20 protein-coding genes are annotated in these 21,341 nt (G+C 59.4%); 10 read left to right on the top strand and 10 right to left on the bottom strand.

Annotated elements, in window-relative coordinates; translation table 11 throughout:
- The first annotated feature begins 148 nt into the window (after window positions 1-148).
- Together M1D99_RS06270 and M1D99_RS06265 are read left to right on the top strand one after the other, a co-directional pair.
- The gene (locus tag M1D99_RS06270) at window positions 149-460 is read left to right on the top strand and encodes a type II toxin-antitoxin system MqsR family toxin (RefSeq protein WP_458131523.1); all 312 of its coding nucleotides are present in this window, start codon (window positions 149-151) and stop codon (window positions 458-460) included.
- Complete coding sequence (locus tag M1D99_RS06265; RefSeq protein WP_186705161.1) at window positions 457-939, top strand: type II toxin-antitoxin system MqsA family antitoxin; 483 nt, start codon at window positions 457-459, stop codon at window positions 937-939. The genes M1D99_RS06270 and M1D99_RS06265 overlap by 4 nt, the downstream gene beginning before the upstream one ends.
- 224 nt (window positions 940-1,163) lie before the next feature.
- Here M1D99_RS06265 and M1D99_RS06260 read toward each other — a convergent pair whose 3' ends face one another.
- From M1D99_RS06260 to M1D99_RS06245, 4 genes are all read right to left on the bottom strand, one after another.
- Window positions 1,164-1,928: an amino acid ABC transporter ATP-binding protein gene (locus M1D99_RS06260; protein WP_003178331.1), complete on the bottom strand. Its 765-nt coding sequence runs from the start codon at window positions 1,926-1,928 to the stop codon at window positions 1,164-1,166.
- Between the two features lie 10 nt (window positions 1,929-1,938).
- The gene (locus M1D99_RS06255) at window positions 1,939-3,036 is read right to left on the bottom strand and encodes an amino acid ABC transporter permease (RefSeq protein WP_434574444.1); all 1,098 of its coding nucleotides are present in this window, start codon (window positions 3,034-3,036) and stop codon (window positions 1,939-1,941) included.
- A gap of 10 nt (window positions 3,037-3,046) precedes the next feature.
- Window positions 3,047-4,228, bottom strand: coding sequence for an amino acid ABC transporter permease (locus tag M1D99_RS06250; RefSeq protein WP_434574443.1), 1,182 nt, complete (start codon window positions 4,226-4,228; stop codon window positions 3,047-3,049).
- 65 nt (window positions 4,229-4,293) lie between these two features.
- Complete coding sequence (locus M1D99_RS06245) at window positions 4,294-5,325, bottom strand: amino acid ABC transporter substrate-binding protein (protein WP_186705158.1); 1,032 nt, start codon at window positions 5,323-5,325, stop codon at window positions 4,294-4,296.
- A gap of 473 nt (window positions 5,326-5,798) precedes the next feature.
- Between M1D99_RS06245 and M1D99_RS06240 the strand changes: the two genes are divergently transcribed.
- From M1D99_RS06240 to M1D99_RS06220, 5 genes are all read left to right on the top strand, one after another.
- Window positions 5,799-6,455 carry an alpha/beta hydrolase gene (locus tag M1D99_RS06240; RefSeq protein WP_186705157.1) on the top strand — a complete coding sequence of 219 codons (657 nt, stop codon included), beginning with the start codon at window positions 5,799-5,801 and terminating at the stop codon, window positions 6,453-6,455.
- Between the two features lie 98 nt (window positions 6,456-6,553).
- Window positions 6,554-8,017 (top strand): ATP-dependent RNA helicase RhlB, encoded by a 1,464-nt coding sequence (gene rhlB / locus M1D99_RS06235; RefSeq protein WP_186705156.1) that lies wholly within the window; start codon window positions 6,554-6,556, stop codon window positions 8,015-8,017.
- A gap of 124 nt (window positions 8,018-8,141) precedes the next feature.
- Entirely contained in the window at window positions 8,142-9,092 is a 951-nt protein-coding gene (locus tag M1D99_RS06230) for an ornithine cyclodeaminase family protein (RefSeq protein WP_458131522.1), read from the top strand.
- 146 nt (window positions 9,093-9,238) lie between these two features.
- Window positions 9,239-10,366: an NAD(P)/FAD-dependent oxidoreductase gene (locus tag M1D99_RS06225; protein ID WP_458131521.1), complete on the top strand. Its 1,128-nt coding sequence runs from the start codon at window positions 9,239-9,241 to the stop codon at window positions 10,364-10,366.
- Between the two features lie 87 nt (window positions 10,367-10,453).
- On the top strand, window positions 10,454-11,080 hold the full coding sequence (locus M1D99_RS06220) for a helix-turn-helix transcriptional regulator (protein WP_053187036.1): 627 nt from the start codon (window positions 10,454-10,456) through the stop codon (window positions 11,078-11,080).
- Between the two features lie 125 nt (window positions 11,081-11,205).
- Here M1D99_RS06220 and M1D99_RS06215 read toward each other — a convergent pair whose 3' ends face one another.
- From M1D99_RS06215 to M1D99_RS06190, 6 genes are all read right to left on the bottom strand, one after another.
- Window positions 11,206-11,982, bottom strand: a complete 777-nt coding sequence (locus M1D99_RS06215) for an ABC transporter substrate-binding protein (protein ID WP_434574437.1) — start codon at window positions 11,980-11,982, stop codon at window positions 11,206-11,208.
- A 264-nt stretch (window positions 11,983-12,246) separates the two neighbouring features.
- Window positions 12,247-12,699: a molybdopterin synthase catalytic subunit MoaE gene (gene moaE / locus M1D99_RS06210; RefSeq protein ID WP_053124900.1), complete on the bottom strand. Its 453-nt coding sequence runs from the start codon at window positions 12,697-12,699 to the stop codon at window positions 12,247-12,249.
- Between the two features lie 3 nt (window positions 12,700-12,702).
- Window positions 12,703-12,945 carry a molybdopterin converting factor subunit 1 gene (moaD, locus tag M1D99_RS06205; RefSeq protein WP_186705151.1) on the bottom strand — a complete coding sequence of 81 codons (243 nt, stop codon included), beginning with the start codon at window positions 12,943-12,945 and terminating at the stop codon, window positions 12,703-12,705.
- The gene (gene moaC, locus M1D99_RS06200) at window positions 12,942-13,415 is read right to left on the bottom strand and encodes a cyclic pyranopterin monophosphate synthase MoaC (RefSeq protein WP_434574436.1); all 474 of its coding nucleotides are present in this window, start codon (window positions 13,413-13,415) and stop codon (window positions 12,942-12,944) included. Before moaC ends, moaD begins: the two co-directional genes overlap by 4 nt.
- Before the next feature lie 267 nt (window positions 13,416-13,682).
- A complete protein-coding gene (locus M1D99_RS06195; RefSeq protein ID WP_186705150.1) occupies window positions 13,683-15,077 on the bottom strand; it encodes a PhoH family protein in 1,395 nt (464 codons plus the stop codon).
- Between the two features lie 335 nt (window positions 15,078-15,412).
- A complete protein-coding gene (locus M1D99_RS06190) occupies window positions 15,413-16,537 on the bottom strand; it encodes a polysaccharide deacetylase family protein (RefSeq protein ID WP_250962857.1) in 1,125 nt (374 codons plus the stop codon).
- 299 nt (window positions 16,538-16,836) lie between these two features.
- Here M1D99_RS06190 and yaaA point away from each other — a divergent pair, with 299 nt between their 5' ends.
- The 3 genes from yaaA (at window position 16,837) to alg8 (ending at window position 21,325) form a co-directional block, all read left to right on the top strand.
- Window positions 16,837-17,616 carry a peroxide stress protein YaaA gene (yaaA, locus tag M1D99_RS06185; RefSeq protein ID WP_186705148.1) on the top strand — a complete coding sequence of 260 codons (780 nt, stop codon included), beginning with the start codon at window positions 16,837-16,839 and terminating at the stop codon, window positions 17,614-17,616.
- Window positions 17,617-18,426: 810 nt separating this feature from the next.
- On the top strand, window positions 18,427-19,743 hold the full coding sequence (locus tag M1D99_RS06180; protein ID WP_053124910.1) for a nucleotide sugar dehydrogenase: 1,317 nt from the start codon (window positions 18,427-18,429) through the stop codon (window positions 19,741-19,743).
- Window positions 19,744-19,843: 100 nt separating this feature from the next.
- The gene (alg8, locus tag M1D99_RS06175; RefSeq protein ID WP_411385554.1) at window positions 19,844-21,325 is read left to right on the top strand and encodes a mannuronan synthase; all 1,482 of its coding nucleotides are present in this window, start codon (window positions 19,844-19,846) and stop codon (window positions 21,323-21,325) included.
- Window positions 21,326-21,341 lie beyond the last annotated feature (16 nt).

Below are 21,341 nucleotides of genomic sequence, written 5' to 3'. Positions count from 1 at the left end.
CCAATCATGGGATGAATTTTCTGACATGTTAGTCAGCTTCGTGTAGGACGGCAACTGCCTAGGGTCAATCGGAGGCAAATGAAACGAGATTTTCGATTAGTCAAAATTACCCTTTGAGGGTAATTTTACGAACAGGACGCACCGTTCCATGGAAAAGAACACACCCCATTACGCCTTGGTGGCGATACAGGCGGATGTCAGGCGACTTAAAGGGAAAGCTTTCACCAGCACTGCGAAGAACACTGCTCGGACACTCGGTTTAAACGTCTCGGATATGCTGCAGGTCATCCATGGGCTTGAGCGCAAACAGTTCTATAAATCGATGACCACCTATGACGATCATCGAGTCTGGCATGACGTCTACCACGCCAATTCACACGGTCTGCAGATTTACCTGAAAGTGACGTACCGCCCCAGCGGAGGCCCACCGGTAATTTCCTTCAAGGAGAAAAACTCATGAAACACCAGCAATGCTTCAGCTGTGGTGCCCCGGAGGGCATGTTGCATTTCGAAGGTCGCGGCGAAACCATCAGCGTCAAGGGACTGGAACGCCGGGTCGATGACTTGTCTGGCTGGGAATGTCAGATGTGCGGCGAAGTCGAGCTCGATTCAAGCTGCTCGGATCGCTATGACCACGCCGGTGATGAGCTGGTCAATGCGGCCAGGCGAATGATTGGCGAAGAGATCAAACGTGTCCGGCGCAAACTGAATCTCTCTCAAAAAGAAGCGGTAGCGCTGTTGTCAGGTGGCGGGCACAACGCGTTTTCCCGCTATGAGCGCGGCGAGGTATTGCCACCAAAAGCGTTGATGCTACTGATGCGCCTGCTTGATCGCTACCCGCATTTGCTCGTAGATGCACGAACCCTGGCTGAAGGTGCGGACTTGAGAGGATTCAAGACTACGGCGCATAAAGAGCACGAAACCCTCACGACTCACTGAGCAGCCAAAACAGAAAAAAAACGGACAAGTCCAACGCTATTCACATCGGGCGGTAGAAAAATCCGTGGCGAGGGAGCTTGCTCCCGCTGGGCTGCGTAGCGGCCCCCTCTTTGTGAGCGCTTCGCACTCAAGCGGGAGCAAGCTCCCTCGCCACGGGTTCACCGTTTTTCTTACGTGAACAGCATTGCGGACAAGTCCGGGTTTATTTCACTGCCTAACGCCGATCAATGCAGGATCTGGCTCAGGAACAGCTTGGTGCGATCGTTCTGCGGGTTGTCGAAGAAGTCGTTCGGCGCAGCCTGTTCGACGATTTCACCCTTGTCCATGAAGATCACGCGGTTGGCCACGGTGCGGGCGAAGCCCATCTCGTGGGTCACGCAGAGCATGGTCATGCCGTCTTCGGCCAAGCCGATCATGGTGTCCAGCACCTCTTTCACCATCTCTGGGTCGAGTGCCGAGGTCGGTTCGTCGAACAGCATGATTTTCGGCTTCATGCACAGGGCACGGGCAATGGCCACACGCTGTTGCTGACCGCCCGAGAGCTGGCCCGGATACTTGTGCGCCTGCTCTGGAATGCGTACGCGCTCCAGGTAATGCATGGCGATTTCCTCGGCCTTGCGCTTGGGCATCTTGCGCACCCACATCGGCGCCAGGGTGCAGTTCTGCAGGATGGTCAGGTGCGGGAACAGGTTGAAATGCTGGAACACCATGCCGACTTCACGGCGGATCGCTTCGATCTGCTTGAGGTCGTTGGTCAGTTCCACGCCATCGACCACGATGCGACCCTGCTGGTGCTCTTCCAGGCGGTTGAGGCAGCGGATAGTCGTGGACTTGCCGGAACCCGACGGGCCGCACAGCACGATACGCTCGCCCTGCTTGACGTTCAGGTTGATGTCTTTCAACACGTGGAACTGGCCGTACCACTTGTTCACGCCCTGCATCTGAATAATGCCTTCAGGGCTCACAGGCTGTTTGATCGCTTCACTCATGAGTCAACTCCTAACGCTTGTGGCCAGTGTCCAGCTTGCGTTCCAAATGCATGGAATAGCGGGACATACCAAAACAGAAAATCCAGAACACCAGGGCGGCAAACACATAGCCTTCAGTGGCCATGCCCAGCCATTTCGGGTCGGCGGCAGCTTGTTTCACGCTGTTGAGCAGGTCGAACAGGCCGATGATGATCACCAGGCTCGTGTCCTTGAACAGTGCAATGAAGGTGTTGACGATCCCCGGGATCACCATCTTCAGTGCCTGTGGAAGGATCACCAGGCCCATGCTGCGCCAGTAACCCAGGCCCATCGCCGCGGCCGCTTCGTACTGCCCCTTCGGAATGGCTTGCAGGCCGCCGCGCACCACTTCGGCCACATAGGCCGACTGGAACAGGATCACCCCGATCAATGCCCGCAGCAGCTTGTCGAAGTTCATGCCTTCGGGCAGGAACAGCGGCAGCATCACCGACGACATGAACAGCACCGTGATCAACGGCACACCGCGCCAGAACTCGATGAAGGTCACGCAGACCACGCGGATCGCCGGCATGTTCGAGCGACGGCCCAGGGCCAGGACGATGCCCAGCGGCAGAGCACCGACGATACCGACGGTGGCGATCACCAACGTCAGCATCAGGCCGCCCCACTGGCTGGTCGCCACGGTATCCAGACCGAAAACGCCACCGTGCAGCAGGCACCAGGCAATGATCGGGTACAGCACCAGGAAGCCGAGGCCGTAGATCGCCTTGCGCGGGAAGCGCGAGATGAACAGCGGCGCCACACCCAGCACTGCCGCCCACACGGTCAGGTCTACGCGCCAGCGCAGGCCCGTCGGGTAATAGCCGTACATGAACTGGCCGAAACGCTGTTGGATGAACACCCAGCAGGCGCCCTCCTTGGTGCAGTCGGCCTGGGTGGTGCCCACCCAGTTGGCATCGAGGATAGCCCAACCGAGGATCGGTGGAACTATCAGGTAGATCAGGTAGAACGCGAACAATGTCAGCAGCGTGTTGAGCCAGCTGGAGAACATGTTCGCGCGCATCCATGCCACCGGCCCGAACACTTTGCTCGGTGGCGGCATATCAGGTTTGAAAGTATGGGATGTCATGCGCTTTTCCTCACCGCTCGATCAGCGCAATGCGCTTGTTGTACCAGTTCATCAGCAAGGAAATGCTGATACTGATCGCCAGGTACACACTCATGGTGATCGCGATCACCTCGATGGCCTGACCGGTCTGGTTCAACACCGTGCCAGCAAACAGCGAAACCATTTCCGGGTAACCGATACCGGCAGCCAGGGAAGAGTTTTTCGCCAGGTTCAGGTATTGGCTGGTCAACGGCGGGATGATCACGCGCAAGGCTTGCGGGATGATCACCTTGCGCAGGGTCGGACCGTTGCGCAGGCCCAGTGAGTGGGCCGCCTCGGTCTGGCCATGGCTCACGGACTTGATGCCCGAGCGCACGATCTCGGCGATGAACGCCGCGGTGTACACGGTCAAGGCCAGGGTCAAGGCCAGCAGTTCAGGGATCAGTACCCAGCCACCGACGAAGTTGAAGCCCTTGAGTTCCGGCATTTCCCAATGCACAGGCGCACCGAAGATCACGGCGCACAGTGCCGGGATCACCAGGAACAGCGCCAGGCCCACCCAGAATTTATGGAACGGCTCGCCGGTCGCTTCGAAACGCTTGTTGGCCCAGCGGGTCATCAGCACGATAGCGACGATCGCCAGCACGACACTGGCCACGAACGGCCAGAACCCATCCGCCATCAGCGCCGCTGGCATGTTGAGGCCGCGGCTGCTGACGAAGAAGGTGTCACCGAAATTGTGGGCAGCCCGTGGTCCCGGCATCGTCAGGAATACGGCGAAGTACCAGAACAGGATTTGCAACAGCGGTGGAATGTTACGGAAAACCTCCACATAGACGGTCGCCAGCTTGGAGATGATCCAGTTCTTCGACAAGCGTGCGACGCCGATGATGAACCCCAGGATGGTCGCCAGAATCACGCCAATGAAGGTCACCAGGAGGGTGTTGAGCAAACCGATGACAAAGACGCGGGCATAGCTGTCCGCTTCGGTGTAGTCGATCAGGTGTTGGGCGATGCCGAACCCGGCACTGCGTTCCAGAAAGCCGAAACCGGACGTGATGCCCCGGTGTTCCAGGTTGGTCTGCGTGTTATCGAACAGAAACCAGCCCAGCGAAATAACCGCCACGATGGTGACGATCTGAAATACCCACGCACGCACTCGTGGATCGCTGAGGCTGAGCCTCTGCTTAGGTGCGCCGATTGAATTTTGCATGAAGTGCCCCGCAAAGAATGGAACAGAACATCACCCGGTGGTTGGCCCACCGGGTGATAGAACCATCAGCGCACTGGTGGTGCGTATTGGATGCCGCCTGCGTTCCACAGAGCGTTCAGACCGCGATCGATCTGCAGCGGGGTGTCCTTGCCGAGGTTGCGCTCGAACATTTCACCGTAGTTGCCGACTTGCTTGACGATCTGCACGACCCAGTCCTTCGGCAGCTTCAGGTCTTTGCCGTATTCACCGTCAGCGCCCAGCATACGAGCGACGTCCGGGTTCTTGGTGGACTTGGCTTCAGCTTCGACGTTTTTCGAAGTGATGCCGGCTTCTTCAGCATTGAGCATGGCGTAGCCAGTCCAACGCACAACGGCCAGCCACTCGTCGTCGCCATTACGCACGACCGGGCCCAGTGGCTCCTTGGAGATGGTTTCCGGCAGGACCACGTAGTCCTTCGGCGACGCCAGCTTGCTGCGCTGGGCGAACAGTTGGGACTTGTCGGAGGTCAGCACGTCGCAACGGCCGGATTCCAGCGACTTGGCGCTTTCATCGGAGGTGTCGAAAGTGATCGGGGTGTACTTCAGGCCGTTGGCGCGGAAGTAGTCGGACACGTTCAGCTCGGTGGTGGTACCGGCCTGGATGCAGATGGTCGCACCGTCCAGTTCCTTGGCGCTCTTGACGCCCAGTTTGCTGTTGGCCAGGAAACCGATGCCGTCATAGTAGGTAATGAAGCCAGGAAACTTCAGGCCCATGCCCGCATCACGGGAGCTGGTCATGGTGGAGTTGCGCGACAGCATGTCGATTTCGCCGGATTGCAGCGCGGTGAAGCGCTCCTTGGCGTTCAACTGGCTGAACTTGACCTTGGTCGCGTCGCCAAACACCGCAGCGGCCACGGCACGGCAGAAGTCAGCGTCGATACCAACGATCTTGCCGGTGGAATCAGGTACCGAGAAACCCGGCAAGCCGTCACTTACACCACATTGCACAAAACCTTTCTTCTGCACGGCATCCAGGGTTGCACCCGCCTGAGCGAACCCGCTGACGCCGAGGACTGCTGCTGCAGTCACGACTGCCAGGGTGGATTTCAGTAACTTCATTCAAACCTCCAGTTTTGCTCTTGTTGTGTCGGAGCTCGAGCCCTGTCGCACCCTTTTGGGGCATTGCCGACCCTTGTTGGCTTTTTTTAGGGTCAACCGACGTCTGGACTTTCGCTATGGGTCTACTAATGAGGATGTCCGTAAACAGTGGTCATGCCCATCTCTCACCAATCGGCCGAACGGGCTGTAGCCCTTCACGTTCGCGAAGCCCCGTAGCGGCTATTGGCGAACATTCATCACCGGATTTCTGATATCCCATGCGGCGCGTCTAACTGATAGTGTTACCGCGCAGCGTAAGAATCATCACTCAGCTACCCCATAGCAAAGCCCGTACCAGACCGCTGCGCTTAGGCCATGTAAAACACGTCAAGACAAAAACTTTCAACTTTGCGACATCTAATTAACTGAGACACCGGAAGCGCACTGTAATCACGCACTGATTGAGCGCACCCGCACAGATTTGGAGCACAACCATGACCGACCCCTTGATTCTCGAGCCCAGCGGCACTGTTGACGCGTGCGTTATCTGGCTCCACGGCCTGGGCGCCGATCGTTTTGATTTCCTGCCGGTCGCCGAAATGTTGCAGCAAAGCCTGCTCACCACACGTTTCGTTCTACCCCAGGCCCCGACCCAACCAGTAACGATCAACGGCGGCTATGCCATGCCCAGTTGGTACGACATTCGTGCCTTGAGCCCGGCCCGGGCCATCGACGAACAGCAACTCGAAGCCTCGGCGCAACGGGTCATTGACCTGATCGAAACCCAGCGAGCCAGCGGAATAGACGCCTCGCGGATTTTCCTCGCCGGTTTTTCCCAAGGTGGCGCGGTGGTCTATCACACCGCTTTCGTGAAATGGCAGGGCCCGCTGGGCGGCGTGGTCGCACTGTCTACTTATGCACCGACCTTCAGCGAAGAACTGCAATTATCGGCCAGCCAGCAGCGCATTCCGGTCCTGGCGCTGCATGGTCAATACGACGAAGTGGTACTCAACCCCATGGGGCGGACTGCTAAAGAGTATTTAAAGCAGCATGGTGTCACCGTGACATGGCAGGAATACCCAATGGGCCACGAAGTGTTACCCGAGGAGATTCGCGACATCGGCACCTGGCTGGCCGAGCGGTTGCGCTAAGCGGCCAATCGCCACGCCGGTCCTTTGACGATCCCACTACGCCGCGCCCGTTTCTTGCATTACACTGGCCGGCGTACATTCCTTAACCAATCGATGAGATGACCGTGCTCAAAGCACTCAAGAAGATGTTCGGTAAAAGCGAGGCCGAGCAACTCGCGCCTGGCCCCACAGCGCCGACCCACGGCCCGAGCCATACCGATGCGCAACAACCGCGCCGGGCGGCACCTGTTGCACAGGCAACAAAAGAACCCGTCGTCCAGCCTGTCACGGCCCCCGAGCCCGAGAAACCTCGCAACGAAGCCCCCAGGCCGCGCCGCGAACGCGCACCGAAACCACCGGTCGTCGCCTGGAAACTCGAGGACTTCGCCGTAGAACCCCAGGAAGGCAAGACCCGCTTCCACGACTTCAAGCTCGCCCCTGAATTGATGCATGCCATCCAGGACCTGGGTTTCCCCTATTGCACGCCGATCCAGGCGCAAGTGCTCGGTTACACCCTCGCCGGCAAAGACGCCATCGGTCGCGCCCAGACCGGCACCGGCAAGACCGCCGCGTTCCTGATCTCCATCATCACCCAATTGCTCCAGACCCCGCCGCCCAAGGAACGCTACATGGGCGAACCGCGGGCACTGATCATCGCGCCGACCCGCGAGCTGGTGGTGCAGATCGCCAAGGACGCCGCCGACCTGACCAAGTACACCGGCCTGAACGTGATGACGTTCGTCGGCGGCATGGATTTCGACAAGCAACTCAAGCACCTCGAAGCCCGCCACTGCGACATCCTGGTGGCCACCCCGGGCCGCCTGCTGGACTTCAACCAGCGCGGCGACGTGCACCTGGACATGGTCGAAGTGATGGTGCTGGACGAGGCCGACCGCATGCTCGACATGGGTTTCATCCCACAAGTGCGCCAGATCATTCGCCAGACCCCACCGAAAAGCGAACGCCAGACCCTGCTGTTCTCCGCCACCTTCACCGAAGACGTGATGAACCTGGCCAAGCAGTGGACCACCGACCCGGCCATCGTCGAGATCGAAGCCGAGAACGTCGCCAGCGAAAACGTCGAGCAACATATCTACGCCGTCGCCGGTGCCGACAAATACAAGCTGCTCTACAACCTGGTCAACGACAACGGTTGGGAACGGGTGATGGTATTCGCCAACCGCAAGGACGAAGTGCGGCGTATCGAAGAACGCCTGGTGCGTGATGGCGTAAACGCCGCCCAACTCTCCGGCGACGTGCCCCAGCACAAGCGCATCAAGACCCTCGAAGGCTTCCGCGAAGGCAAGATCCGCGTACTGGTTGCCACCGACGTGGCCGGTCGTGGTATCCACATCGACGGTATCAGTCATGTGATCAATTTCACCCTGCCGGAAGTACCGGACGATTACGTGCACCGTATCGGCCGCACCGGTCGTGCCGGGGCCGCTGGGGTTTCGATCAGCTTCGCCGGTGAAGATGATTCTTACCAATTGCCGTCGATCGAGGCGTTGCTGGGGCGCAAGATCAGTTGTGAGATGCCACCGACGCATTTGTTGCGGCCGGTTGAGCGCAAGCGCCCTTAACGGCCCCACAAAACAAAAAGCGCAGCCACGACAGGCTGCGCTTTTTTTTGCCCCTGGATATTGCTCGAATAAACTAAAAGTCCATAATGGACAAATTAGTTTAAAAGCCCATCCCGGAGTCCCTATGTCCAGCACGCCTTATGTCATGACCCAAGCGACAGCCCGAGAATTGCTCGGACAGGTCGATGTGCCACACATCTTGCGCAAGCTGTTTCGTGATCTCGCAGCAGGGCAAGCGGTGCAGCCACCCCAGCAATTGGTGGTGTTTCCCCAGGGTGCCGGGGACTTCATCAATTACCTGGGCGTGCTGGCTGAAGAACAGGTCTACGGGATCAAGACCTCGCCCTACATCGTGCGCGAGCAAGGCCCGTTGGTGACCGCCTGGACCTTGCTGATGTCGATGCAGACCGGCCAACCGCTGCTGCTGTGCGATGCCGCCGAACTGACCACCGCCCGCACCGCCGCGACCACCGCCGTCGCCGTCGATGCCCTCGCCCCGCATACCGCCCGGCGCTTGGTGGTCATTGGCAGCGGCGCGGTGGCGCGGGCGCATGTGCATTACGTCAAGGACCTGCGGGACTGGCAAGGCATCAGCCTGTTTTCGCCCGGCCTGAAAACCAAGTCGGCGCAGGAACTTGCCTCGCTCACCGGCCTGGACCCGCGCCTGCAAATCGCCGACACCCTCGAAGCGGCGCTGCACGATGCCGATGTGGTGATGCTCTGCACCTCGTCCGCCAAAGCGGTGTTCGACCCCCAGGCTCTGGGCAAGCCGGCGTTGATTACATCGATCAGCACCAACGCCCCACGCGCCCACGAAATACCGCCCCAGCGCCTCAATGACATGGACGTATTCTGCGACTATCGTCAGACCACCCCGGGTTCGGCCGGTGAAATGTTGATCGCCAGCGAACAGCACGGCTGGCAAGCGTCGAGCATCATCGGTGACTTACCTGAATTGCTCAGCGAACACGTGGAGCGTCCTGACTACCACCGCCACGTATTCTTCCGCTCCATCGGCCTGGGGCTGGAGGATGTTGCGTTGGCGCATGCGCTGTATCGGTTGCACCACCACTGACACAACTCGATTCCCTGTGGGAGCGGGCTTGCTCGCGAAGGCGGCAGCACATTCAACATTGATGTGGCAGACACGCCGCTTTCGCGAGCAAGCCCGCTCCCACAGGTTCCGCGAACTCCCGGCAATGTGCTCGACAGGAGAGCTTCATGACCTCAGCAGACTTCATCATCATCGGCGGCGGCATTGCCGGTGCTTCCACCGGTTACTGGCTGGCACCCCACGGCCGGGTCGTTGTACTCGAACGCGAATCGCACCCGGCCTACCATTCCACCGGACGCTCGGCGGCGCTGTACACCGCGGCCTACGGCACCCCTCAGGTGCGGGCGCTAACCCAGGCCAGCCGGGATTTTTTCGACGCACCACCGGCCGGTTTCTGCGAGCACCCGCTGCTGAGCCCACGGGGCGAAATGACCGTGGACTTCACCGGTGACCCCGCCGAGCTGAACAACCAATACCTGAGCGCCAAGGCCACGGTGCCGCAGATGCAACTGCTCAGCGCCGACGAAGCTTGCGTGAGGCTGCCGATCCTGCGGCGGGAAAAGGTCCACGGGGCGATCTATGACCCCACGGCCTGCGACATCGATACGGATGCCCTGCACCAAGGCTACCTGCGTGGCATCCGTCGCAGCGGCGGCAGTGTGCACACCGACAGCGAAGTGTTGGGCCTGGGCCGCGATGACCAAGGACTTTGGCAGGTGAAAACCGCCAGCCAGACCTTCACCGCCCCCATCGTGATCAATGCCGCCGGCGCCTGGGCCGATCAACTGGCCGAAATGGCCGGCGCCCGCAAACTGGGCCTGCAACCCAAGCGCCGCGCGGCGTTCATCTTCGCCGGCCCCGAGGGCGTGGATATCCACGACTGGCCAATGCTGGTGAGCCTCGACGAATCCTTCTATATGAAGCCCGACGCCGGCATGTTCCTCGGCTCGCCGGCCAACGCCGACCCGGTGGAACCCCACGACGTGCAGCCGGAGGAGCTGGACATCGCCATGGGCATCTACCAGATCGAAGAGGCCACCACCCTGACCATTCGCCGTCCGACCCGCACCTGGGCCGGGTTGCGCAGTTTCGTCCACGACGGTGATCTGCTGTCCGGTTTCGATCCACAGGTGCCCGGGCTGTTCTGGGTCGCAGCCCAGGGCGGCTACGGCATCCAGACGTCACCGGCCATGGGCCAGGCCAGCGCGGCGCTGGTGCGTGGCGAACCGCTGCCCGAAGCCCTGGCCCGTTTCGGCCTGAGCAGCGCCATGCTATCGCCCAAGCGCCTGGGGTGAACCAACTGAGGTGACGCATCGCCACGATTGCGGCACACTCCCCGCGCCCCTGTTCCACGGGGCGCTGACGCTGCCTGGAGCCCTGTCATGACCGCTTCGCCACCCGATCCGGCGCTGGAAAACTTCCGCACCATCGCCGATGCCATTGCCACGCTGTTCTACCCCCACGCCGAAGTGGTGCTGCACGATCTGCGCACCCAGAAAGTCGACTACATCGCCAATAACCTGTCCAAGCGCGAAATTGGCGATGACTCGTCCCTGGAAGACATGCTCAGTGAGGACGTCAGCGAACGGAACATCGGGCCGTACGAAAAACTGAATTGGGACGGACAGAAGATTCGCAGCCTCAGCAGCGTCCTGCGCGATGCCCAGGGTCGTCCGTTGGCGGTGCTGTGCATCAACCTGAATATTTCGCTGTTCGAGAATGCCAAGGCCGCGCTGGATCTGTTCCTGTCGCCGGGAAAGCTGATCCCCCAGCCGGATTCACTGTTTCGCGATGACTGGCAGGAGCGGATCAACACCTTCCTGCACGCCTGGATGCGCGAGCGTCAACTGAGCTTGAACCTGTTGACCCGCGACCACAAACGCGAGCTGGTATTGGCGCTGCATGCCGAAGGCGCGTTCAAGGGCAAGAGTGCGTCCAACTATGTGGCGAATGTGCTGAACATGGGGCGGGCGACGGTGTACAAGCATTTGAAGGAGTTGAAGGGCTGAGACCTTTGATGCCTTACTGACGCCTTCGCGAGCAAGCCCGCTCCCACAAGGGATTTGCGTTGAACACGAGATTTATGTCCGACGAAGATCCATGTGGGAGCGGGCTTGCTCGCGAAGGCGATTGATCAGTCGCCGTAGATATCAGACTTGAAATACTTGGCCTGGATCTTCTGATACTCCCCATTCGCCCGAATCCCATCGATGGCCTTGTTCAAGTCCGCCACCAACTGGGTATTGCCTTTGCGCACTGCGATACCAGCGCCCTCTCCCACGTATTTCGGGTCCTTGAGCTCCGGCCCGACGAACGCGTAGCCCTTGCCACGAGGCATCGACAGGAAGTCTTCCAGCGGGATGGTGTCGGCGAAAATCGCGTCCAGGCGACCGGACGCCAGGTCCATGTAGATTTCTTCGTTGTTGCTGTAGCGCTTGACGACCACGCCCTTGGGTTCGAGCACTTCAGTGGCGTAGCGATCCGTGGTGGTCGCCCGTTGCACGCCCACGGTCTTGCCCTTGAGGCTGGCGTACTGGTCATCGACCACAGCGCCTTCCTTCATCACCAGCCGCGATGAAGTGAAATAGTACTTGTGGGTGAAATCCACCGACTTCTTGCGCTCTTCGGTGATGGTCATGGACGACAGCGCCAGGTCGATCTTCTTCACCTTGAGCGACGGGATCAGCCCGTCGAACTCACCCTCGATCCACTCGCACTTGACCTGCATCTGGGTGCACAAGGCGTTGCCGATGTCGTAATCGAAACCTTCGATCTTGCCTTCCGAGGTCTTGGAAGCAAACGGCGGATAAGCCGCCTCGATGCCGATGCGCAGGGTTTTCTCAGCGGCGAACAGGCCGCTGGAGGCCAACAGGCTCAAGGCCAGGCCGGTGATGAGGGGGAGTTTGCTCATGATGTTCTCTCGCGGTTGTTGTTGGTTTGGCAGAGAAAGGTGGGCGCGACTGTTTTGTACTTATAAATCCATAGTGGACTTTAATGTACATATCGTCAATTGGGGGAAACAGGGAATGTGATGGGAGGCTGATGGCCCCTTCGCGAGCAGGCTCGCTCCCACAGGGAATCCGTGTCATACACGACATTTGTGTTCCACACAGATCAAATGTGGGAGCGAGCCTGCTCCGGGCGGCGATCCGACGATAGCGGACTCTCAGGCTACTCACTGCTTCCAGCGATCCGCCGCCGCATGATCACTGTCCCGCCCTTCCACCCAGCGCGGCCCGTCGACGGTGTTTTCCTTCTTCCAGAACGGCGCGCGGGTCTTGAGGTAGTCCATGACAAAGGCGCAGGCGTCGAACGCCGCCTGGCGATGGGCACTGGCGGCGCCGACAAAAACGATCGGCTCACCCGGCTCCAGCGCCCCGATACGGTGCAACACCTCTAGCTTGAGCAACGGCCAGCGCTGCTCGGCCTCGGTGGCAATCTTGCCCAGGGCTTTTTCGGTCATGCCCGGGTAATGCTCCAGGAACATCCCTGACACATCGAGGCCGTCATTGAAGTCGCGCACGTAGCCGACAAAGCTCACCACCGCCCCCACGCCGACATTGGCCGCATGCATCGCGTTGACTTCAACACCCGGGTCGAACGGTTCGACCTGCACACGAATCGCCATGGTTCAGCCTCCGGTCACGGTGGGGAAGAACGCAACTTCGTCACCGTCCGCCAATGGTTCGTCGAGCTGGCACAGATCTTCATTGCGCGCGCACATCAGGTTTTGCTCTTTCAGCACCTCGGCACCGTCCCGCTGGGCGAGCAATGCGCGCACATCGTCGACCGTGGCGAAATCGCCTTCCACCTTTACCGAGTCCACGCCTAGCGCTTCACGGTAGCGAGCAAAGAACTTCACGGTGATGTTCATGACGCATCCGCCTGGAAATGGCCGCTCTTGCCGCCGAGCTTTTCCAGCACCCGCACGCCTTCGATGGTCATGCCCCGGTCGACGGCCTTGCACATGTCATAGATGGTCAGCGCAGCGACGGTGGCGGCGGTGAGCGCTTCCATTTCCACGCCGGTCTGTCCCGACAGTTTGCAGCGGGCGACGATGCGCACCCGATCCTCGCCTTCGGCATTGAGTTCGACCTTGACGCTGGTGAGCATCAACGGGTGGCAGAGCGGAATCAGGTCACTGGTTTTCTTGGCCGCCTGGATGCCGGCAATGCGCGCAACGGCGAATACATCGCCCTTGGGATGACCGCCGCTGACGATCATCTGCAGCGTGTCGGGCAGCATGCGCACAAAAGCTTCGGCCGTGGCCTCACGGAAAGTCACGGCCTTGTCGGTCACGTCAACCATATTGGCGCGACCTTGGGAATCGAGATGAGTCAGCACAGGGTTACTCCTGATCAGGAACGTCGATTGTAAACCCGTGGGTCAGATTCCGGCAGGGCTGATTGTCGCACCTTGTGATGACTGTTATTTCCCAAACACTGCAAATCCCATCTGTGGGAGCGGGCTTGCTCGCGAAGGCGGTGTGTCAGGCAACATATAGGTCAACTGGTGCACCGCCTTCGCGAGCAAGCCCGCTCCCACAAGGGGGTTATGTGTCAGGCATTAAAAAACCGGACGACGGTGAGGTCGCCCGGTTTTTATGATTAGTTACAGATGGGATTCGGCGTATTCGGCCAGGATTGAGCGCGGTACGCCCTGCAGGGTGATGTGGACCCCGTTGGGGAAGTCCTTGAAACGTTCGGTCAGGTAGGTCAGCCCGGAGCTGGTCGCGGACAGGTACGGGGTGTCGATCTGCGCCAGGTTACCCAGGCACACCACTTTGGAACCGGCACCGGCACGGGTGATGATGGTTTTCATCTGGTGCGGGGTCAGGTTCTGGCATTCGTCGATCAGGATCAGGCTCTGCTGGAAGCTGCGCCCGCGAATGTAGTTGAGGGATTTGAACTGCAACGGCACTTTGCTGAGGATGTAGTCGACGCTGCCATGGGTGCTTTCATCATCCATGTGCAAGGCTTCGAGGTTATCGGTGATCGCCCCCAGCCACGGCTCCATTTTCTCCGCTTCGGTACCGGGCAGGAAACCGATCTCCTGGTCCAGGCCCTGCACGCTGCGGGTGGCGATGATGCGCCGGTAGCGTTTGCTGACCATGGTCTGCTCGATAGCGGCGGCCAGGGCCAGGATGGTCTTGCCGGAACCGGCGGCGCCGGACAGGTTGACCAGGTGGATATCCGGATCGAGCAAGGCGAACAGCGCCAGGCTCTGGTAGATGTCACGAGGCTTGAGGCCCCACGCCTCTTGATGCAAAAGCGGTTCCTGGTGCAAATCCAGGATCAGCAATTTGTCGACCTGGATTTCCTTGATCCAGCCGACGAAGCCTTGTTCGTCGATGATGAATTCGTTGATGTGCACCGCCGGCAGGTTGTCGATCAGTTGCACCTGGTGCCAGGTGCGGCCATGGTCCTGGCGGGTCTCGACCTTGCTCACACGGTCCCAGAAGGAACCGGTCATGTTGTGGTAGCCATTGGGCAAGAGCGAAACGTCGTCGACCAGTTGGTCGGTGCTGTAGTCCTCCGCCGCGATCCCGCAGGCGCGTGCCTTGAGGCGCATGTTGATGTCTTTGGTCACCAACACCACGGCCTGGTCCTTGTTGCGCGCGTGCAGGTCGATCAACTGGTTGATGATGATGTTGTCGTTCAGGTGTTCAGGCAGCACCAGGTTGGGTTCGGTGCGCTTGCTCATCAGGATCGAGAGCAGGCCCTTGGGGCCACTTTTTCCACGCTGGATCGGCACGCCGAGTTCGACATCTTCCGGGGATGCATCGCCCAGGGTCTTGTCGATCAGGCGGATCGCCTGCCGGCATTCGGCCGCAACGCTGTGGTGCCCGCTCTTGAGCTTGTCCAGCTCTTCAAGCACGGTCATCGGGAGGGCAACGTGGTGTTCTTCGAAGTTCAGGAGCGCGTTTGGATCGTGGATCAATACGTTGGTATCGAGTACATAGAGGATTGGCTGGTTGGAGGAAGGGCTACGTCCGTGGTCATCCATACTCGGTCACCTATGTGGGGGCCATTCGACGCAATACCGTGACAGTGCTGCGCCTCGAGGTAGCCACCGAATTCACCCGCGAGGATTCAGGTGAACTGCACACAATTGGGTCTTGGAAGACGCCACCTGTGTTGCAGGTTTCGGCGGTCTGACTTCTTGATACTCCAAAACACATGACAGGAAAAAGCACTTTGACGTTTTTTTGAAGTTTATTTTTCAGAGTGACGAATAACCCTTGGCGTACCGTCATTGCGCCGTTAAAGTCGGAAGTCCGGTTGTCACGAATGTGGCCCGGGTTTTCCTCCCTCCCCAATGTTTCCGGGCTTTTTCCGGTTTCAGCGAAACGCTTCCTGGCAGTCCGCCCAACCGATCCCGCTCTGCGCCGTCTGCGCCATGAGCCAGGGCATTGCCGTTTTCACCCCATCCTGCTTGGCGTTGAAATTGATCACCCCGTGACGCCATAGCAGCATCAGGGTCAGTACACGCTGGGCGCTTTGCTCAGGCTTGAGCCGATTGCCGCTGTCCTGGGGATCGATGTCCCACAGCGCCACTTGCAGGCCCTGCTGCCGGAAAAACCCTTCGGCATCGCCTCGACGCTGGCCTTGGGGCGGACGGAACAGCGGTACGTAATTCTCGGGCAACTTGCCTTTTACCAGCTCGACACTGCGCCGGACCGAGTCTTGCCAGTCCTGCCAATGGCTGTGGGAACGAAACTCCCAGCCCTGCACACCCACGCACTGCCCCGCATACAACATTTGGAGGCTGTTGGCCGAGCGTTCCTCCAGCCGCGCCTGGATGTCCTTGCCCAGCACGAAAAAAGTGCCGTTCATGTTGGCTTTGCGCAGGTAATCGGTCAGCCACGGGGTGTTGTCCGGCACCACGTTGGCGGCGCTGTCGAAGGTCAGCAGGAACAGCCGATCGTTCATGTTCTCGCCATTGCGCTCGTAGTCGCCAAAACGAGCGACTTCACTGCTGGTTTGCGGAAAAAGCGCGGCTTTACGCAGCAGTTCATCGCGATATTGGGTATGGAAAATCTGGCTCGGCGCCGCCCATTTGATGTAGTAGGAGTTGTCATCCAGATGGAACCTGCGAGCCTCTTCGCGCAGGGTGGCCATGTCCTCGACCAAATAACAGAAAGAAGCATCCTGATCGCAACTGCGCTGGGCAAAGTTGTAATTGGCCAGCAGCCGCTGCCACAGCCGTGCGCGAAGCGCGTCGACCGCAGCCATGTTGACCGTGCGCAACCCCAAGTACTGCTTGAGCGCGATTTCATCCATGGCATCGATATCCAGCAGGCCCCGGGCGAACATCAGGATCTCGGCCCGCGAGGCCACGTCGAACAGCGTCGGGCTGGTAAGTTGTTCCGGCCAGGTGCTGCGGTCCAGGGTGGCGACGTCGTTGGGCGCGGCACTGGCACCCAGGCTCAACAACCAGGCCGATAACAGAAGGGCGATGCGCAAAAGGGATGTCTCCATAACGAAACCCGCGCGGCATGATAGCTGATCCTGACGTGTCCCCCTTGCGCAAACTTGGCGGACAAGCCCTTGTGGCGAGGGAGCTTGCTCCCGCTGGGCTGCGAAGCGGCCCCAGAATTTTTGCGGTCGCTGCGCAACCGAGCGGGAGCAAGCTCCCTCGCCACAAAAGCGCCTGCCCAGGAGAGCAACCATCCAAACACGCCCATCCATCACCTATCACCCCAATAGCTGGAGTCCACCCGGACAACCCCCTAGAATCGCCGCACCTTCAAGGAGACGATTGCATGCTGATGGTGATTTCCCCCGCCAAGACCCTCGATTACGAAACACCGCCGGCCACCGCGCGTTTCACTCAGCCGCAGTACCTGGATCACTCCCAGGAACTGATCCAACAGCTACGCGAATTCTCGCCGGCACAGATCAGCGAGCTGATGCACGTCTCCGACAAGATCGGCGGCCTCAATGCCGCGCGATTCGGCAGCTGGACACCGGCGTTCACCCCGGCCAACGCCAAGCAGGCGCTGCTGGCTTTCAAGGGTGACGTGTACACCGGCCTCGATGCGCAAAGCCTTGGCGAAGCCGATTTCGACTATGCCCAGCAACACTTGCGCATGCTCTCCGGCCTCTATGGCCTGTTGCGGCCACTGGACCTGATGCAACCCTATCGCCTGGAGATGGGCACGAAGCTGGCCAACACCCGGGGCAAGGACCTGTATGCCTTCTGGGGCACGCGTATCAGCGAATGGCTGAACGAAGCCTTGGCCGACCAGGGCGACGACATACTGCTGAACCTGGCTTCCAATGAGTATTTCTCGGCGGTCAAGCGCAGCGCACTGAAAGCGCGCGTCATCGATACCGAATTCCGCGACCTGAAAAACGGCCAGTACAAAATCATCAGCTTCTACGCCAAGAAAGCCCGGGGCCTGATGAGTCGTTTCGTGATCGAGGAACGGATCAACGACCCTGCGGCACTCCGCCAATTCGACGTGCAAGGCTATCGTTTCAACCCCGAGCAATCGAGCCAGAACAAATTGGTCTTCCTGCGCGATCACGCCCCCGAATAAGGCATCACCTTATATCGCTCTCTGATCGGGGGCTTCGATCAAGCCCCGATCTGTCATCTTAGTTCCTCGCCTGTTTCGTCAGTTTCATGGCGTCAATAAATCGCCCCACTCCCCCGCTAACTTTTCTTTCACTCGACACTCGTCAGTTTTTTGCGTAGTGGCACCGTTTTTTTTCATCGGTAGTGGCACAAAAATATCTCAGCTCATTAACTCCCCATTTATAAAGGCCAAAACGGCGAGTGCCATCATCTTGAGAGCAGTGCCATCTTCGATAATATTTCGAAAAATTTCGAAAATCGCGATGAGCGGATCGGAACTATGTGAAATTGCACGGCTCATACCACCCGTAACGATTCTTCGCAGATCTGTAGGAGATAACTTACACAGGACGTCGAACGGATTAACCAAGTTGTCACGACAACTTAGCGAAACGGTCGTCTAATTGGATCCACCCTTAAAGGATGGGAGATAACGCACCATTACTATCCCCTACAAGGCCAAGGCTGCGCCCCTATAACGTGCTCACCCGAGCACACAAGCTTCTGATTTTGTGGGCTTTTCGCCAGGGATTGGAAGTGAAGGACCTTTGCACGAGCGTTCCCGACAACGAGGACTGGCTGCATAACAGGGCAGGTCATAACAACTAGGCCGCTTTGCGCACAACTTGAGTGCAATTATTTAGACACTCGGAACTTAGTATGCCTGCACACGGCACTGTGGCGCCTGCATTCCACACTTCCGAGTGCACGATGACCGCTGAACACTATTAACTCCGGCCATTTAATGGCGTGAAAAACAGAGGTAAATGCGATGCGCATTAGCATATTTGGTTTGGGTTACGTCGGTGCAGTATGTGCCGGTTGCCTGTCTGCACGGGGCCATGATGTAGTTGGCGTAGATGTCGCCAAAGACAAAATCGACATGATCAACGCGGGCAAATCGCCGATCGTTGAACCTGGTCTTGGCGAGCTATTGGCGCAAGGCATTCAAACAGGCCGACTGCGCGGTACAACCAACTTCGCCGAAGCCATTCGTGATACTGACTTGTCGATGATTTGCGTCGGCACACCCAGCAAAAAGAACGGTGACCTGGAACTGAACTACATCGAGGCCGTGTGCCGCGAGATCGGTTTTGTCCTGCGTGACAAGACCACCCGCCACACCATCGTGGTTCGCAGCACCGTATTGCCGGGCACGGTGGCAAACGTTGTCATCCCAATCCTGGAAGACTGCTCCGGCAAGAAAGCCGGCGTCGATTTCGGTGTCGCGGTCAACCCTGAATTCCTGCGCGAAAGCACCGCGATCAAGGACTACGACCAGCCGCCAATGACCGTGATCGGTGAGTTCGACACCGCTTCCGGCGACGTTCTGCAGTCGCTGTACGAAGAACTCGACGCGCCGATCATCCGCAAGGACATCGCCGTTGCCGAGATGATCAAGTACACCTGCAACGTGTGGCACGCCACCAAGGTGACCTTTGCCAACGAGATCGGCAACATCGCCAAGGCCGTCGGCGTCGATGGTCGTGAAGTGATGGACGTGGTCTGCCAGGACAAGACCCTGAACCTGTCCCAGTACTACATGCGTCCAGGCTTCGCCTTCGGCGGCTCCTGCCTGCCCAAGGACGTTCGTGCCCTGACCTACCGCGCCGGCGCCCTGGACGTGGAAGCACCGCTGCTCAACTCGTTGATGCGCAGTAACGAATCCCAAGTGCAGAACGCCTTCGACATCGTTTCCAGCCACGACAAGCGCAAAGTCGCGCTGCTGGGCCTGAGCTTCAAGGCCGGCACCGACGACCTGCGTGAAAGCCCGTTGGTAGAACTGGCGGAAATGCTGATCGGCAAGGGCTTCGACCTGAAGATCTACGACAGCAACGTCGAATACGCCCGCGTCCACGGTGCGAACAAGGACTACATCGAGTCGAAGATTCCTCACGTCTCGTCCTTGCTCAACGCCGACTTCGACTCGGTGATCGACAGCTCCGACATCATCATCCTGGGCAACCGCGACGAGAAGTTCCGCGCGCTGACCGAAAACGTACCGGAAGGCAAGCAGGTCATCGACCTGGTCGGCTTCATGTCCAAGGCCACCAACCCGAGTGGCCGGACCGAAGGCATCTGCTGGTAAGTCTGTTTGCCGGCCGGGGCATGCCCTGGCCGGCCTTTCGCCTGCCTTAACCCATCGGGCCGCCCACAAGGCCCGCCCGAGATAGAGACGGATGCAGATTATGCACAGGCTAAAGCACGGCCTGCTTCAGGCCGCCGGTTGGCTGTTTTACATGAGTTTATTGATGGGCATCGCCATGGCGCTGCCCACGTCCACGTTCGACTCCGAATCCAAGGATTTCATCTTCCTGATCGGCGCCGTGGGCATCTGGCGTTACTCCATGGGAGCGACGCATTTCGTGCGCGGCATGATCTTCCTGTACATCGTCTACCCGCACCTGCGCCGCAAGGTCCGCAAGCTGGGCAAGGCGGCGGATCCGTCCCATGTGTACCTGATGGTCACCAGCTTCCGGATCGACGCGCTGACTACGGCCCAGGTCTATAGCTCGGTTATTCGCGAGGCCATCGACTGCGGGCTGCCCACCACCGTGGTCTGCTCCATCGTGGAAATGTCCGATGAACTGCTGGTCAAGAGCCTCTGGGCCCGCATGAACCCGCCAGCGCGGGTCAAGCTGGACTTCGTGCGCATTCCCGGCACCGGCAAGCGCGACGGCCTGGCCTTCGGCTTCCGCGCCATCTCCCGTCACTTGCCGGACGACCGCGCCGTGGTGGCGGTGATCGACGGCGACACCGTGCTCGCCGAAGGCGTCGTGCGCAAGACCGTGCCGTGGTTCCAACTGTTCGGCAATGTCGGCGGCTTGACCACCAACGAGTTCTGCGAAGTGCGCGGCGGCTACATCATGAGCGAGTGGCACAAGCTGCGCTTCGCCCAGCGGCACATCAACATGTGCTCCATGGCGTTGTCCAAGCGCGTGCTCACCATGACCGGGCGCATGTCGGTATTCCGCGCCACCGTGGTCACCAACCCGGACTTCATCGCCGATGTGGAAAGCGACTCGCTGCAACACTGGCGCCTGGGCCGCTTCAAGTTCCTGACCGGCGATGACAAGTCGAGCTGGTTCAGCCTGATGCGCCTGGGCTACGACACCTTCTACGTGCCCGATGCGGCGATCAACACCGTCGAGCATCCGCCGGAGAAGAGCTTCATCAAGGCCAGCCGCAAGCTGATGTTCCGCTGGTACGGCAACAACCTGCGGCAGAACTCCCGGGCTTTGGGCCTGGGCATGCGGCGTCTGGGCCTGTTCACCTCGGTGGTGCTGTTCGACCAACGGGTGTCGATGTGGACCTCGCTGCTGGGCCTGACCGTGGCCTTGATCGCCAGCTTCAAGTACGGCACCGCGTTCATCCTGGTGTACCTGCTGTGGATCGGCATCACCCGGTTCCTGCTGACCCTGCTGCTGTCGTGCTCCGGACACAAGATCGGCCCTGCCTACCCGGCGATTCTCTATTACAACCAGATCGTCGGTGCCCTGGTGAAGATCTACGTGTTCTTCCGCCTCGACCAGCAGTCCTGGACTCGCCAGCCCACCCACCTGACCCGTGATCTCGCCAGCTTTCAACGTTGGTTCAACACTTGGTCGTCTCGGACCATGACCTTCTCCGCCGGCAGCATTTTTGTCGCCGTGCTGCTGACGATGGTCTGACCGGACTTGAATGAAT

Source organism: Pseudomonas sp. R3-41 (assembly GCF_054161485.1).
The sequence above is the reverse complement of the archived record's forward strand: the minus strand, read 5'-3'. Positions and strand labels throughout refer to the sequence as shown.

What these genes read in the sequence shown, in the direction of transcription:
- M1D99_RS06270 (WP_458131523.1), top strand. Translation starts at nt 149, where the DNA reads ATGGAAAAGAACACACCCCATTACGCCTTGGTGGCGATACAGGCGGAT.
- yaaA (WP_186705148.1), top strand. Translation starts at nt 16,837, where the DNA reads ATGCTGATGGTGATTTCCCCCGCCAAGACCCTCGATTACGAAACACCG.
- M1D99_RS06225 (WP_458131521.1), top strand. Translation starts at nt 9,239, where the DNA reads ATGACCTCAGCAGACTTCATCATCATCGGCGGCGGCATTGCCGGTGCT.
- alg8 (WP_411385554.1), top strand. Translation starts at nt 19,844, where the DNA reads ATGCACAGGCTAAAGCACGGCCTGCTTCAGGCCGCCGGTTGGCTGTTT.
- moaD (WP_186705151.1), bottom strand. Translation starts at nt 12,945, where the DNA reads ATGAACATCACCGTGAAGTTCTTTGCTCGCTACCGTGAAGCGCTAGGC.
- M1D99_RS06215 (WP_434574437.1), bottom strand. Translation starts at nt 11,982, where the DNA reads ATGAGCAAACTCCCCCTCATCACCGGCCTGGCCTTGAGCCTGTTGGCC.
- M1D99_RS06250 (WP_434574443.1), bottom strand. Translation starts at nt 4,228, where the DNA reads ATGCAAAATTCAATCGGCGCACCTAAGCAGAGGCTCAGCCTCAGCGAT.
- rhlB (WP_186705156.1), top strand. Translation starts at nt 6,554, where the DNA reads ATGACCGTGCTCAAAGCACTCAAGAAGATGTTCGGTAAAAGCGAGGCC.
- M1D99_RS06260 (WP_003178331.1), bottom strand. Translation starts at nt 1,928, where the DNA reads ATGAGTGAAGCGATCAAACAGCCTGTGAGCCCTGAAGGCATTATTCAG.
- M1D99_RS06265 (WP_186705161.1), top strand. Translation starts at nt 457, where the DNA reads ATGAAACACCAGCAATGCTTCAGCTGTGGTGCCCCGGAGGGCATGTTG.
- M1D99_RS06180 (WP_053124910.1), top strand. Translation starts at nt 18,427, where the DNA reads ATGCGCATTAGCATATTTGGTTTGGGTTACGTCGGTGCAGTATGTGCC.
- M1D99_RS06255 (WP_434574444.1), bottom strand. Translation starts at nt 3,036, where the DNA reads ATGACATCCCATACTTTCAAACCTGATATGCCGCCACCGAGCAAAGTG.
- M1D99_RS06220 (WP_053187036.1), top strand. Translation starts at nt 10,454, where the DNA reads ATGACCGCTTCGCCACCCGATCCGGCGCTGGAAAACTTCCGCACCATC.
- M1D99_RS06195 (WP_186705150.1), bottom strand. Translation starts at nt 15,077, where the DNA reads ATGGATGACCACGGACGTAGCCCTTCCTCCAACCAGCCAATCCTCTAT.
- moaE (WP_053124900.1), bottom strand. Translation starts at nt 12,699, where the DNA reads ATGGCGATTCGTGTGCAGGTCGAACCGTTCGACCCGGGTGTTGAAGTC.
- M1D99_RS06245 (WP_186705158.1), bottom strand. Translation starts at nt 5,325, where the DNA reads ATGAAGTTACTGAAATCCACCCTGGCAGTCGTGACTGCAGCAGCAGTC.
- M1D99_RS06230 (WP_458131522.1), top strand. Translation starts at nt 8,142, where the DNA reads ATGTCCAGCACGCCTTATGTCATGACCCAAGCGACAGCCCGAGAATTG.
- M1D99_RS06240 (WP_186705157.1), top strand. Translation starts at nt 5,799, where the DNA reads ATGACCGACCCCTTGATTCTCGAGCCCAGCGGCACTGTTGACGCGTGC.